Annotated in this window: 11 protein-coding genes and 1 pseudogene; all 12 read left to right on the top strand. The window is 54.2% G+C overall.

The window, feature by feature from the left end; translation table 11 throughout:
* The first annotated feature begins 35 nt into the window (after positions 1 to 35).
* The 12 genes and pseudogenes from lrhA (at position 36) to nuoL (ending at position 13,536) form a co-directional block, all read left to right on the top strand.
* The gene (gene lrhA / locus WH279_RS20175) at positions 36 to 962 is read left to right on the top strand and encodes a transcriptional regulator LrhA (RefSeq protein ID WP_133841397.1); all 927 of its coding nucleotides are present in this window, start codon (positions 36 to 38) and stop codon (positions 960 to 962) included.
* Between the two features lie 668 nt (positions 963 to 1,630).
* Positions 1,631 to 2,068: an NADH-quinone oxidoreductase subunit A gene (locus WH279_RS20170; RefSeq protein WP_133841398.1), complete on the top strand. Its 438-nt coding sequence runs from the start codon at positions 1,631 to 1,633 to the stop codon at positions 2,066 to 2,068.
* Positions 2,069 to 2,083: 15 nt separating this feature from the next.
* Positions 2,084 to 2,758, top strand: a complete 675-nt coding sequence (locus WH279_RS20165) for a NuoB/complex I 20 kDa subunit family protein (RefSeq protein WP_133841399.1) — start codon at positions 2,084 to 2,086, stop codon at positions 2,756 to 2,758.
* A 103-nt stretch (positions 2,759 to 2,861) separates the two neighbouring features.
* Positions 2,862 to 4,675: pseudogene (nuoC, locus tag WH279_RS20160) on the top strand (NADH-quinone oxidoreductase subunit C/D).
* 2 nt (positions 4,676 to 4,677) lie between these two features.
* The gene (gene nuoE, locus WH279_RS20155) at positions 4,678 to 5,193 is read left to right on the top strand and encodes an NADH-quinone oxidoreductase subunit NuoE (protein WP_133841401.1); all 516 of its coding nucleotides are present in this window, start codon (positions 4,678 to 4,680) and stop codon (positions 5,191 to 5,193) included.
* Complete coding sequence (gene nuoF / locus WH279_RS20150) at positions 5,190 to 6,530, top strand: NADH-quinone oxidoreductase subunit NuoF (RefSeq protein ID WP_339458186.1); 1,341 nt, start codon at positions 5,190 to 5,192, stop codon at positions 6,528 to 6,530. The genes nuoE and nuoF overlap by 4 nt, the downstream gene beginning before the upstream one ends.
* A 50-nt stretch (positions 6,531 to 6,580) precedes the next feature.
* On the top strand, positions 6,581 to 9,307 hold the full coding sequence (gene nuoG / locus WH279_RS20145; protein WP_339458184.1) for an NADH-quinone oxidoreductase subunit NuoG: 2,727 nt from the start codon (positions 6,581 to 6,583) through the stop codon (positions 9,305 to 9,307).
* Positions 9,304 to 10,281: an NADH-quinone oxidoreductase subunit NuoH gene (gene nuoH, locus WH279_RS20140; protein WP_133841404.1), complete on the top strand. Its 978-nt coding sequence runs from the start codon at positions 9,304 to 9,306 to the stop codon at positions 10,279 to 10,281. The genes nuoG and nuoH overlap by 4 nt, the downstream gene beginning before the upstream one ends.
* Positions 10,282 to 10,294: 13 nt before the next feature.
* Entirely contained in the window at positions 10,295 to 10,837 is a 543-nt protein-coding gene (nuoI, locus tag WH279_RS20135) for an NADH-quinone oxidoreductase subunit NuoI (RefSeq protein ID WP_048915455.1), read from the top strand.
* Positions 10,838 to 10,847: 10 nt separating this feature from the next.
* A complete protein-coding gene (nuoJ, locus tag WH279_RS20130; RefSeq protein ID WP_200642941.1) occupies positions 10,848 to 11,402 on the top strand; it encodes an NADH-quinone oxidoreductase subunit J in 555 nt (184 codons plus the stop codon).
* Positions 11,399 to 11,701: an NADH-quinone oxidoreductase subunit NuoK gene (nuoK, locus tag WH279_RS20125; protein ID WP_133841406.1), complete on the top strand. Its 303-nt coding sequence runs from the start codon at positions 11,399 to 11,401 to the stop codon at positions 11,699 to 11,701. The genes nuoJ and nuoK overlap by 4 nt, the downstream gene beginning before the upstream one ends.
* Positions 11,698 to 13,536, top strand: a complete 1,839-nt coding sequence (gene nuoL / locus WH279_RS20120; RefSeq protein ID WP_339458181.1) for an NADH-quinone oxidoreductase subunit L — start codon at positions 11,698 to 11,700, stop codon at positions 13,534 to 13,536. The genes nuoK and nuoL overlap by 4 nt, the downstream gene beginning before the upstream one ends.
* Positions 13,537 to 13,567: the final 31 nt, after the last annotated feature.

The raw sequence follows: 13,567 nt of genomic DNA, 5'->3' as shown, positions 1-13,567 counted from the left end.
CTGTTTGTAAAAACTTATAAAGTGAAGAAAAAAACATGACTAGTGCAAATCGTCCAATACTTAATCTTGACCTCGATCTGCTGAGAACCTTCGTTGCTGTTGCTGATTTGAACACTTTTGCTGCCGCTGCAGCTGCGGTGTGCAGAACGCAATCAGCCGTGAGCCAGCAGATGCAGCGTCTGGAACAATTGGTAGGCAAAGAGCTGTTTGCCAGGCATGGACGCAACAAGTTATTAACGGAACATGGTATTCAGTTACTGGGCTACGCCAGAAAAATCCTGCGCTTCAACGATGAAGCCTGTACTTCCCTGATGTACAGCAACATTCAGGGCGTACTGACCATCGGCGCATCTGATGATACTTCTGATACCATTTTACCGTTTCTGCTCAACCGCGTGACATCGGTTTATCCAAAACTGGCTATTGATGTCCGTGTGAAACGCAATCCTTTCATGATGGAAATGTTAAACCAGGGAGAAGTCGATCTGGTGGTGACGACCTCCAGCCCGATGAACTTCGCCTGGCAGGTTCTGCGTACGTCTCCAACATTGTGGTACTGTGCCGCGGACTACATCTTCCAGCGTGGAGAAGCCATTCCTTTGGTTCTGCTGGATGAGCCAAGTCCATACCGTGATATGGCCATTGACCATCTGAACGAAGCGGGCATTCCGTGGCGTATCTCGTACGTTGCCTCAACACTTGCTGCGGTTCGTGCTGCAGTGAAAGCGGGTCTGGGCGTTACAGCTCGTCCGGTTGAGATGATGAGCCCGGAATTACGCGTAATGGGGGCTGCTGAAGGGCTGCCAATGTTGCCAGACACCGAGTATTTGCTGTGCCGTAACCCGGACAGCGATAACGAACTGGCTCTGGCAATCTTCAACGCAATGGAGTCCGGCAATGATCCCTACCGCCTGACCCCTGCTGCGCCAGACAGTGCAGCTTTTGCAGATGAAGAAGAATAACCAGTAAACGCAAACGATTACTTTTATCATTAAACATTGATGAATTTAAGTTTTACTGAGTAAAAAAGGCCTTTCAGCGTTTTTTTAACCTGAAAGGCCTTTTTTTTATTCTTTAATCGAGTAAAACCCTTCTTTTTTTGACGCCAATTAACACTTGGGTGACAAAAATTCGCCTATCCATGAAACGACGATTTTTTTCTTCATCCCGAACCCTCTGGTCCGATCAGTGAATTGATTCGGCAGTAAAAAAACTGACCATTTTTTTAACTAAAAACACCAAACTGTGTCCTGGATCAAAAAAATAACCCCATTAAGGGGCAGGAAAAGAGGACGAATCCTGCCAAAATAGACTTTGTTAAATACACGATCCAAACAAGGTTTTAACCACTACACTTTGATCACATGATGTCACTGACTCGATTTAGCCCACTTTTTGAGCATCATATGTTAAATAAGTGTTGTGAGTGTAAAATAATGTGCGGATAGTTTTGTCAAAGTTGACAAAAGGTCAGTTAAAGGAGTAAAAAACCACATAAAATTACTGCCTAATCGCTAAAGACGGTAAAATTTATAAGGTTTTTCATTCTTCCCTTGAATCGATGTGGTGTGTTAACTGCCAAATAATAGAGCAGGACGCAAAACGCCACTTTTGGTGAGTAAGCAAGAGTATGTCAACAACCACAGAAGTCGTCGCCCATCACTGGGCATTCGCTGTTTTCCTAATCGTCTCGATTGGTCTCTGCTGCCTGATGTTGGCCGGAGCATGGTTCTTGGGCGGAAAAGCCCGTGGAAGGCATACAAATACACCTTTTGAATCCGGTATAGCCTCTGTCGGTAGCGCCAAACTGCGTCTGTCGGCCAAGTTTTACCTGGTTGCCATGTTCTTCGTCATCTTCGACGTTGAAGCCCTCTATCTCTACGCATGGTCGACGGCTATTCGCGAAAGCGGATGGGTCGGCTTTGTCGAAGCCGCCATTTTCATTTTGGTTCTGCTTGCTGGTCTGTTTTATCTGGTTCGCATTGGCGCACTGGATTGGGCTCCTGCCCGTCGTCAGTTTGACGTCAAACCTACCACCATCTCGCACGCCAACCGTCACAAGCAGTAACAGCGAGGCATTAACATGGACTATACGCTCACCCGCATAGACCCGAACGGTGAGAATGACCGTTACCCATTGCAAAAACAGGAGATCGTGACCGATCCCCTGGAAAAGCACGTTCATCAAAACGTCTACATGGGCAAGCTGGAACATGCCATGCACGACATGGTGAACTGGGGTCGCAAGAACTCCCTTTGGCCGTTTAACTTCGGTCTTTCCTGTTGCTATGTCGAAATGACCACGTCGTTTACGTCGGTGCATGATGTTGCGCGCTTTGGTTCAGAAGTTATCCGTGCTTCGCCGCGCCAGGCAGACTTTATGGTGGTTGCAGGAACCTGCTTCACCAAGATGGCTCCCGTCGTTCAGCGCCTGTATGACCAGATGCTGGAACCGAAATGGGTGATCTCAATGGGTGCCTGTGCGAACTCCGGTGGCATGTACGACATCTATTCCGTAGTACAGGGCGTGGATAAATTCCTGCCGGTTGACGTGTATATCCCAGGCTGCCCACCGCGCCCTGAAGCGTATATGCAGGCGCTGCTGCTGTTGCAGGAGTCCATCGGAAAAGAACGTCGCCCGCTGTCATGGGTGGTCAGCGATCAGGGCGTTTATCGCGCCAATATGCAATCTGAGCGCGACAGGAAGAACGCCGAGCGTATCGCAGTCACTAATCTGCGTACCCCTGACGAAATTTAAGACAGCAGTTTATGGATGTGGTCATGAAAAGCGCAATAAAAACACAATGTCATCGCGCTGACCCACCTGACGCCAACACTGAGTGCCTGTATCACAGGCCAGAATGGTGAACAACTTATGACAGATTTAACCACGCAAGATCTCGCACAGCCGTTATGGCAAACCCGAGATCACCAGGATGACCCGGTGATCGGCGAGCTGCGTAATCGTTTTGGGCCTGATGCCTTTACCGTGCAAGCAACCCGTATCGGCGTGCCGGTAGTCTGGGTAAAACGTGAGCAGTTGCTTGAGATTATTGAGTTCCTGCGCAAGCTGCCTAAACCTTATGTGATGCTGTATGACCTGCATGGCATGGATGAGCGCCTGCGTACGCACCGTGCCGGATTACCGGCGGCGGATTTTTACGTTTTCTATAACTTCATCTCCATTGAACGCAATCGTGACATCATGCTCAAGGTGGCGTTGTCTGAAAACGATTTGAATGTGCCAACCATCACCAAAATTTTCCCGAATGCCAACTGGTATGAGCGTGAAACCTGGGAGATGTTTGGTATCAATGTCGAGGGCCACCCACACCTGACGCGCATCATGATGCCGCAGACCTGGGAAGGGCACCCGTTGCGTAAAGACTATCCGGCGCGTGCGACCGAATTCGATCCTTTCGAGCTGACCAAGCAGAAAGAGGATCTGGAGATGGAGTCCCTGACCTTCAAACCAGAAGACTGGGGCATGAAGCGTTCGACCAACAATGAGGACTTCATGTTCCTCAACCTGGGTCCGAACCACCCATCAGCGCACGGTGCTTTCCGTATCATCCTGCAACTGGACGGCGAAGAGATCGTCGACTGCGTGCCAGATATCGGTTACCACCATCGCGGCGCGGAAAAAATGGGCGAACGTCAGTCCTGGCACAGCTACATTCCTTACACTGACCGTATCGAGTATCTCGGTGGCTGCGTCAACGAAATGCCTTATGTACTGGCGGTTGAAAAACTGGCAGGTATCAAGGTGCCAGAACGCGTTGAAGTGATTCGCGTGATGCTTTCAGAGCTGTTCCGTATAAACAGCCATCTGCTGTACATCTCTACGTTTATTCAGGACGTCGGTGCCATGTCTCCGGTGTTCTTTGCCTTTACCGATCGCCAGAAAATTTATGACGTAGTGGAAGCTATTACCGGTTTCCGTATGCATCCGGCCTGGTTCCGCATTGGCGGCGTGGCGCATGACCTACCGAAAGGCTGGGAACGCTTGCTGCGTGAGTTCCTCGACTGGATGCCAAAACGTCTGAAAGCTTACGAACAGACGGCGTTGAAGAACTCCGTGCTGATTGCCCGTTCCAAAGGTGTTTCTGCCTACAACATGGAAGAAGCGCTCGCCTGGGGCACCACTGGTGCTGGCCTGCGCGGTACGGGTCTGGACTTTGACGTGCGTAAATGGCGCCCGTACTCCGGTTATGAAAACTTCGATTTCGAAGTGCCAATCGGAGACGGCGTGAGCTGTGCTTACACGCGTGTGATGCTGAAGATGGAAGAGATGCGCCAGAGTATGCGCATTCTGGAACAGTGCCTGAAGAACATGCCAGCAGGCCCGTTCAAAGCCGACCATCCGCTGACCACACCGCCGCCGAAAGAGCGCACGCTGCAACATATCGAAACCCTGATCACTCACTTCCTGCAAGTGTCGTGGGGCCCGATTATGCCGGCCAACGAATCCTTCCAGATGATTGAGGCGACAAAAGGGATCAACAGTTACTACCTCACCAGTGATGGCAGCACCATGAGCTACCGCACCCGCGTGCGTACGCCAAGCTTCCCGCACTTGCAGCAGATCCCTTCGGTGATCAACGGCAGCCTGGTATCCGACCTGATCGTATACCTCGGTAGTATCGATTTTGTTATGTCAGACGTGGACCGCTAATTATGCACGATCAAAGAATTGCGATCGAAACGATCGATGAAACCGGGGCTTTTGTGCTGAGTGCGGCAGAGCGCGACGCCATCGAGCATGAAAAGCACCACTATGAAGACGCGCGTGCGGCTTCCATTGAAGCGCTGAAAATTGTCCAGAAACAGCGTGGCTGGGTGCCGGACGGTGCAATCCACGCCATTGCTGATGTGCTGGGGATCCCGGCCAGTGATGTGGAAGGGGTCGCAACGTTCTACAGCCAGATCTTCCGCACTCCGGTGGGCCGCCATGTGATCCGCTATTGCGATAGCGTGGTTTGTCATATTACGGGCTTCCAGGGGATTCAGTCGGCGTTGGAAAGCAGCCTGAATATCAAACCGGGTCAGACCACGGCGGACGGGCGCTTTACGCTGCTGCCAACCTGCTGCCTCGGTAACTGCGACAAAGGGCCGGTGATGATGGTGGATGAAGACACCCACGTTCATCTGACGCCGGAAGGTATCGCCAACTTACTGGAGCAGTATCAATGAGACAGATCGTGCGTACTGCCGAAATGCATCCGCTGACCTGGCGCATGCGTGAAGACAAACAGCCGGTATTCCTCGACGAGTACCGCAGTAAGAATGGCTATGCCGGTGCTGAAAAAGCGCTGAAATCCCTGTCGCCGGAAGAGATTGTCAGTCAGGTTAAAGTTTCGGGCCTGAATGGGCGCGGCGGTGCAGGTTTCTCCACGGGACTGAAGTGGAGCCTGATGCCAAAAGACGAATCCATGAACATCCGTTACCTGCTGTGTAACGCGGATGAAATGGAGCCGGGCACCTATAAAGACCGTCTGCTGATGGAGCAGATGCCACACCAGCTGGTGGAAGGCATGCTGATCAGCGCGTTTGCACTGAAAACCTACCGTGGCTACATCTTCCTGCGCGGTGAGTACATTGAGGCGGCCGTTAACCTGCGCCGTGCCATTGCGGAAGCGACCGAAGCGGGTCTGCTGGGTAAGAACATTCTCGGCACGGGGTTTGACTTTGAGCTGATTGTGCATACCGGCGCGGGGCGTTATATCTGCGGCGAAGAGACCGCACTGATTAACTCACTGGAAGGGCGTCGCGCTAATCCGCGTTCCAAGCCGCCATTCCCGGCTTCTGCGGGTGCCTGGGGCAAGCCGACCTGCGTTAACAACGTAGAGACGCTCTCTAACGTACCGGCCATTATCGCCAACGGCGTTGACTGGTACAAAGGGATTTCTACCAGCGAAGATGCCGGTACCAAAATGATGGGCTTTTCCGGTCGTGTGAAGAACCCGGGCGTATGGGAGTTGCCGTTTGGCACCACCGCGCGCGAGATTCTCGAAGAGTATGCCGGTGGCATGCGCGATGGCCTGAAGTTCAAAGCCTGGCAGCCAGGTGGCGCAGGTACGGACTTCCTCACCGAGTCGCACCTCGACCTGCCAATGGAATTTGCCAGTATTGGTAAAGCCGGTAGCCGTCTGGGTACCGCGTTGGCGATGGCCGTCGACCACGAGATCAACATGGTGTCGCTGGTGCGTAACCTGGAAGAGTTCTTTGCCCGTGAATCCTGCGGCTGGTGTACGCCATGCCGCGATGGCCTGCCGTGGAGTGTGAAAATTCTGCGCGCGCTGGAAAATAAACAGGGACAGCCGGGGGATATTGAAACCCTGCTGCAACTCTGCCGCCAGCTTGGCCCGGGTAAGACCTTCTGTGCGCATGCACCTGGTGCAGTAGAGCCACTGCAAAGTGCCATTAAATATTTCCGCGAAGAGTTTGAAGCGGGTATGGCACCCCAGGTATTCAGCAACGCGCACGCGATTAGCGGCATCCAGCCCAACCTGTTAAAGGCGCGCTGGTAAGCAAAGTTTAACGCCCGTGTTCGCACGGGCCTTACGGAAGCATGTTCACTATGGCTACAATTCATGTAGACGGTAAAGAATATGATGTTGATGGCGCAGACAACCTGTTGCAGGCCTGTCTCTCCCTCGGCTTAGATATTCCTTATTTCTGCTGGCACCCGGCGCTCGGTAGCGTCGGTGCCTGCCGCCAGTGCGCGGTGAAGCAATTTCAGAATGCCGAAGACACCCGTGGCCGTCTGGTTATGTCCTGCATGACCCCGGCGTCTGACGGCACCTTTATTTCTATCGATGATGGCGAAGCCAAAGAGTTTCGCGAAAGCGTCGTCGAGTGGTTAATGACTAACCACCCGCACGACTGCCCGGTATGTGAAGAGGGCGGTAACTGTCACCTGCAAGATATGACAGTGATGACCGGCCACAGCTTCCGTCGTTATCGTTTCACTAAGCGTACTCACCGTAATCAGGATCTCGGTCCGTTCATCTCTCACGAAATGAACCGTTGTATCGCCTGTTACCGCTGCGTGCGTTACTACAAAGATTACGCAGATGGCACCGACCTCGGTGTGTACGGCGCGCACGATAACGTCTACTTCGGTCGCCCGGAAGACGGCGTGCTGGAAAGCGAATTCTCCGGTAACCTGGTTGAAATCTGTCCGACCGGCGTATTCACGGATAAAACGCACTCCGAACGTTACAACCGTAAGTGGGATATGCAGTTTGCGCCGAGCATTTGCCAGCAGTGCAGCATCGGTTGTAACACCAGCCCGGGTGAGCGCTATGGCGAACTGCGCCGTATTGAAAACCGCTACAACGGTACTGTAAACCACTACTTCCTCTGCGACCGTGGTCGTTTCGGCTATGGCTACGTGAATCTGAAAGACCGTCCACGCCAGCCGATGCAGCGTCGCGGTGACGACTGGATCGCGCTGAATGCTGACCAGGCAATGCAGGGTGCGGCGGATGTGCTGCGCCAGGCGAAGAAAGTGATCGGCATTGGTTCCCCACGCGCCAGCGTAGAAAGCAACTTTGCACTGCGTGAACTGGTCGGTGCAGAAAACTTCTCTACCGGTATTGCGGCAGGTGAGCAGGCGCGCCTGGATCTGATGCTGAAAGTATTGCGCGACAGTGGGATTCATACTCCGGCGCTGCGCGAAATTGAAAGCTACGATGCGGTGCTGGTGCTGGGTGAAGATCTGACCCAGACCGGAGCACGCGTGGCACTGTCAGTGCGTCAGGCGGTGAAAGGAAAATCCCGTGAAATGGCTGCCGCACAGAAAGTGGCAGACTGGCAGATTGCCGCCATCCTGAACATCGGGCAGAACGCGAAGCACCCTCTGTTTGTGACCAACGTTGACCAGACCCGTCTTGATGACATTGCCGCCTGGAGCTATCGCGCCCCGGTGGAAGATCAAGCGCGTCTTGGTTTTGCCATTGCCCATGAACTGGACGAAAGTGCGCCTGTCGTTACGGATATTGATAAGTCACTGGCAGGCAAAATTGACGTGATCGTTCAGGCATTAGCCGGGGCGAAGAAACCGCTGATTATCTCCGGGACTAACTCCGGCAGCGAAGCGATGATTCAGGCGGCCGCTAACGTGGCAAAAGCGCTGAAAAATCGCGGGGCTGATGTCGGTATTACCCTGCTGGCAACCGCGACGAACAGCGTGGGTCTTGGCCTGATCGGTGGGAAATCCCTTGATGTGGCCTTGTCCGAGCTGGAAAGCGGTGCAGCCGATGCCGTGATTATCATGGAAAACGATCTCTACCGTCACCTGCCAAAAGCGAAGGTGGACGCTGCGCTGGCCCATACGCCAAACGTGATCGTACTCGATCACCAGCGTACGTCGACCACGGAAAAAGCCGGCCTGATCCTCTCTTCTGCCAGTTTTGCAGAAAGCGATGGTACGGTAGTGAATCAGGAAGGCCGCGCACAGCGCTTCTTCCAGGTTTATGACCCCGCCTATTACGACGAAAAAGTACAGATGCTGGAAAGCTGGCGCTGGCTGCATTCGCTGCAAAGCACGATTAACAGCCGCGAAGTGGACTGGAGCCAGCTCGATCATGTGATCGATGCCTGCGTAGCCGCATTGCCACAGCTGGCTGGGATTAAAGAAGCGGCACCTGATGCCAGCTTCCGTATTCGTGGTCAGAAACTGGCACGTTCACCTAACCGTTCGAGTGGGCGTACTGCAATGCGCGCCAACATCGACGTGCACGAACCGCGTCAGCCGCAGGACAAAGACAGCATGTTTGCCTTCTCTATGGAAGGGAACAACCAGCCGTCTGCAGCACGTTCGCAAATTCCGTTTGCCTGGGCACCAGGCTGGAACTCACCTCAGGCATGGAATAAATTCCAGGCGGAAGTGGGCGGCAGCCTGCGTAATGGCGATCCCGGCGTACGTCTGATCGAAGCGGGTACCACACAGCTGGGCTGGTTCGACACGGTGCCGGTGGCCTTCACTGGCGTGAACGATGTCTGGCGTGTGGCACCGTATTTCCACCTGTTCGGCAGCGATGAAATGACTCAGCGCGCCCCGGTTATTCAGCAGCGTATGCCAGAAGCCTACCTGATGGTTAATCCGGATGATGCGGCGAAGCTTGGCGTGAATGTCGGCACGGCCGTTGAGTTTACTTGCCAGGGCGAAACACTGCGCCTGCCAGTGCGCTTCTCCAGCACGTTGCAGGCAGGGCAGGTCGGTCTGCCACTCGGTTTACCGGGCATTCCACCGTTCCTGGCGGGTAGCAATATCGACAATCTGCGGGAGGCAGTACAATGAGCTGGCTGACACCGGAAGTTATCGACGTGCTGATTGCCGTCGTAAAAGCGCTGATTATCCTGTTTGTGGTGGTCGGTTGTGGCGCCTTTATGAGCTTTGGTGAGCGCCGTCTGCTCGGCCTGTTCCAGAACCGATACGGGCCTAACCGTGTCGGCTGGGGCGGTTCCCTGCAGCTGGTTGCTGACATGATCAAAATGTTCTTTAAAGAGGACTGGATCCCGCCGTTTACCGACCGCGTGATTTTTACCCTCGCTCCTATGATTGCTTTTACCTCGCTGCTGCTGGCGATGGCGATTGTGCCGGTGACCTCCACCTGGATGGGGGCAGACCTGAACATTGGTCTGCTGTTCTTCCTGATGATGGCAGGCCTGGCGGTATACGCGGTGCTGTTTGCCGGCTGGTCGAGTAATAACAAATACTCGCTGCTGGGCGCCATGCGTGCTTCAGCCCAGACGCTGAGCTATGAAGTGTTCCTCGGTCTGTCGTTGATGGGCGTGGTCGCACAGGCGGGTTCGTTCAACATGGTCGACATCGTTAACAGCCAGCAGCATCTGTGGAACGTGATCCCACAGTTCTTAGGCTTCCTTACCTTCTGCATCGCCGGTGTTGCGGTTTGTCACCGCCATCCGTTTGACCAGCCAGAAGCGGAGCAGGAACTGGCCGACGGTTACCACATTGAATATGCCGGGATGAAGTTCGGCCTGTTCTTCGTCGGTGAATACGTCGGTATCGTGACCGTTTCATCACTGATCGTCACGCTGTTCTTCGGCGGCTGGAACGGTCCGTGGTTACCACCGATTTTCTGGTTCGCGATTAAAACGGCATTCTTCATGATGATGTTCATTCTGATTCGTGCTGCGTTACCGCGTCCGCGCTATGACCAGGTGATGTCGTTCGGCTGGAAAGTCTGTCTGCCGTTGACGCTGTTGAATCTGCTGGCGACTGCCGCAGTCATTCTGTACACGGCGCAGTAAGGGGTTTAAGAACATGACATTAAAAGACCTTGTCGTTGGTTTCGGGACAACCGTACGCAGTATCTGGCTGATAGGCATGAATGCCTTTGCCAAACGCGAAACCATGATGTATCCGGAAGAGCCGGTTTATCTGCCACCACGCTACCGTGGCCGTATTGTGCTGACGCGCGATCCGGATGGTCAGGAGCGCTGTGTTGCCTGCAACCTGTGTGCTGTTGCCTGCCCGGTAGGTTGTATCTCTCTGCAAAAAGCAGAGATGGCAGATGGCCGCTGGTATCCGGAATTCTTCCGTATTAACTTCTCGCGCTGCATTTTTTGTGGCCTGTGTGAAGAGGCTTGCCCGACCACTGCGATTCAGCTTACCCCAGATTTCGAACTGGGTGAGTTCAAGCGTCAGGATCTGGTGTATGAAAAAGAACACCTGCTGATTTCCGGCCCGGGTAAATACCCGGAGTACAATTTCTACCGGATGGCGGGTATGGCGATCGACGGTAAAGACAAGGGCGACGCTGAAAACGAAGCCAAACCTATCGACGTCAAGGGCTTGTTACCTTAAGGAGCCAGGCATGGAATTTGCTTTTTATGTTAGTGGTCTGGTAGCGGTGCTGGCGACGTTGCGCGTCATCACTCACACCAACCCGGTACATGCGTTGCTGTACCTGATTATTTCTTTGCTGGCCGTTTCCGGGGTGTTCTTTTCGCTCGGCGCCTACTTTGCGGGTGCGCTGGAAATCATCGTTTATGCCGGTGCGATTATGGTGCTGTTCGTCTTCGTGGTGATGATGCTGAATCTGGGCGGCCAGGAAGTCGAGCAGGAGCGCCTGTGGCTGAAACCGAGTATGTGGATGGGGCCGGCTGCGCTCTCCCTGGTATTGCTGGTGGTGCTGGTTTATGCCATTAGCGGCATTAATGACCAGGGCATCGACGGCAAGATGATCGATGCGAAAGCGGTGGGTATCAGCCTGTTTGGCCCGTATGTTCTGGCCGTTGAGCTGGCATCGATGCTGCTTCTGGCGGGGCTGGTGGTGGCCTTCCACATCGGGCGCGAGCAGCGTTCTGGTGAGGTTCTGAGCAACCGCCCGGGTGATGCGGCGAAAAGTAATAAGGAGGAGCGGGTATGATCCCTCTACAGCATGGACTTATTCTGGCAGCCATCCTGTTTGTCCTTGGACTGACAGGCGTGGTGATCCGCCGCAATCTGCTGTTTATGTTGATTAGTCTCGAAATCATGATTAACGCCGCAGCACTGGCGTTTGTGGTGGCGGGAAGCTACTGGGGACAGGCCGACGGTCAGGTGATGTTTATCCTGGCAATCAGCCTGGCCGCGGCTGAGGCCAGCATTGGCCTGGCGCTGCTGTTGCAGCTCCATCGTCGTAGCCAGACCCTCAACATTGATAAAGTGAGCGAGATGCGCGGATGAACCTTCTCTATTTAACTATCCTGTTTCCGCTGATTGGCTTCTTACTGCTGGCGTTCTCCCGTGGCCGCTGGTCAGAGAATCTGTCTGCTACCGTGGGGATGGGATCGGTCGGCCTGGCGGCGCTGGTGGCGGCGTATGCAGGTATCGACTTCTTCAATAACGGCCAGCAGGTCTTCAACCAGGCGCTGTGGACCTGGATGCAGGTGGGTAATTTCAAAATTGACGTCAACCTGACGCTGGACGGCCTGTCGCTGACCATGTTGTCGGTAGTCACTGGCGTTGGTTTCCTGATCCACATGTTCGCGTCCTGGTATATGCGGGGAGAAGAGGGCTACTCACGCTTCTTCGCCTACACCAACCTGTTTATCGCCAGCATGGTTGTACTGGTGCTGGCCGATAACCTGATGCTGATGTATCTCGGCTGGGAAGGGGTGGGCCTCTGCTCTTATCTGCTGATTGGCTTCTATTACACCAACCCGAACAACGGCGCGGCGGCAATGAAAGCCTTTATCATCACCCGTGTGGGCGACGTGTTCCTGGCATTTGCGTTGTTTATTCTCTACAACGAGCTGGGTACGCTGAACTTCCGCGAAATGATGGAGCTGGCACCACAGCACTTTGCAGCGGATAACCACATGCTGCAGTGGGCGACCCTGATGCTGTTAGGGGGTGCAGTCGGTAAATCTGCACAGCTGCCGCTGCAAACGTGGCTCGCTGATGCAATGGCCGGCCCGACGCCGGTTTCTGCTCTGATTCACGCCGCCACGATGGTTACCGCGGGTGTTTACCTGATTGCCCGTACGCACGGCTTGTTCCTGATGACGCCGGAAGTGCTGCATCTGGTCGGCATTATTGGTGCGGTCACGCTGGTACTGGCCGGTTTTGCCGCGCTGGTGCAAACCGATATCAAACGCGTGCTGGCTTACTCCACCATGAGCCAGATTGGTTATATGTTCCTGGCGCTGGGTGTTCAGGCCTGGGACGCGGCGATATTCCATCTGATGACCCATGCGTTCTTTAAAGCGCTGTTGTTCCTCTCGTCTGGTTCGGTCATCCTTGCCTGCCATCACGAGCAGAACATCTTCAAGATGGGCGGTCTGCGTAAAAGTATCCCGCTGGTGTATGTCTGCTTCCTGGTCGGGGGGGCCGCGCTGTCTGCGCTGCCGCTGATCACCGCAGGCTTCTTCAGTAAGGATGAGATCCTGGCGGGTGCGCTGGCTAACGGTCATCTGAATCTGATGATTGCCGGCCTGGCAGGGGCGTTTATGACCTCCCTCTACACCTTCCGTATGATCTTCATTACCTTCCACGGGGAAGAAAAAATTCACGCTCATGCCGGCAAAGGGATCACTCACCATCTGCCGCTGATTGTGCTGTTAATTCTCTCAACCTTTATTGGTGCGATGATTGTTCCACCGCTGAAAGGCGTGTTGCCTGAGACCAGTGAACTGGCGCACGGTAGCGTGCTGACGCTGGAGATTGCGTCTGGCGTAGTGGCGATTGTGGGCATCCTGCTGGCAGCTGCTCTTTGGCTGGGTAAACGAACTCTGGTGACGGCAATTGCCAACAGCGCAGTAGGGCGTTTCTTCAGTACCTGGTGGTTTGCTGCCTGGGGCTTCGACTGGCTGTATGACAAAGTCTTTGTGAAGCCTTATCTCGGCGTGGCCTGGCTGCTGTCGCGTGATCCGCTGAATTCACTGATGAATATTACTGCATTGCTGGCGCGCGGCGCTAACAAGGGCCTGGTCGTCAGTGAGAATGGCTATCTGCGCTGGTATCTCGCCTCCATGAGCATTGGTGCCGTTGTGGTACTGGCGCTGCTGCTGGTGATGTAAAGGTTTGTGAGTGGGGTGGGGCAGAGCCACA

The organism is Erwinia sp. MYb375, assembly GCF_037479175.1.
GTDB classification, from domain to species: Bacteria; Pseudomonadota; Gammaproteobacteria; order Enterobacterales; family Enterobacteriaceae; genus Erwinia; species Erwinia rhapontici.
The sequence above is the reverse complement of the archived record's forward strand: the minus strand, read 5'-3'. Positions and strand labels throughout refer to the sequence as shown.

Excerpts from the sequence above, each read along its gene's own strand:
- WH279_RS20170 (WP_133841398.1), top strand. The coding sequence starts at position 1,631 with ATGTCAACAACCACAGAAGTCGTCGCCCATCACTGGGCATTCGCTGTT.
- nuoG (WP_339458184.1), top strand. The coding sequence starts at position 6,581 with ATGGCTACAATTCATGTAGACGGTAAAGAATATGATGTTGATGGCGCA.
- nuoI (WP_048915455.1), top strand. The coding sequence starts at position 10,295 with ATGACATTAAAAGACCTTGTCGTTGGTTTCGGGACAACCGTACGCAGT.
- nuoK (WP_133841406.1), top strand. The coding sequence starts at position 11,399 with ATGATCCCTCTACAGCATGGACTTATTCTGGCAGCCATCCTGTTTGTC.
- nuoJ (WP_200642941.1), top strand. The coding sequence starts at position 10,848 with ATGGAATTTGCTTTTTATGTTAGTGGTCTGGTAGCGGTGCTGGCGACG.
- nuoE (WP_133841401.1), top strand. The coding sequence starts at position 4,678 with ATGCACGATCAAAGAATTGCGATCGAAACGATCGATGAAACCGGGGCT.
- nuoH (WP_133841404.1), top strand. The coding sequence starts at position 9,304 with ATGAGCTGGCTGACACCGGAAGTTATCGACGTGCTGATTGCCGTCGTA.
- nuoF (WP_339458186.1), top strand. The coding sequence starts at position 5,190 with ATGAGACAGATCGTGCGTACTGCCGAAATGCATCCGCTGACCTGGCGC.
- WH279_RS20165 (WP_133841399.1), top strand. The coding sequence starts at position 2,084 with ATGGACTATACGCTCACCCGCATAGACCCGAACGGTGAGAATGACCGT.
- lrhA (WP_133841397.1), top strand. The coding sequence starts at position 36 with ATGACTAGTGCAAATCGTCCAATACTTAATCTTGACCTCGATCTGCTG.
- nuoL (WP_339458181.1), top strand. The coding sequence starts at position 11,698 with ATGAACCTTCTCTATTTAACTATCCTGTTTCCGCTGATTGGCTTCTTA.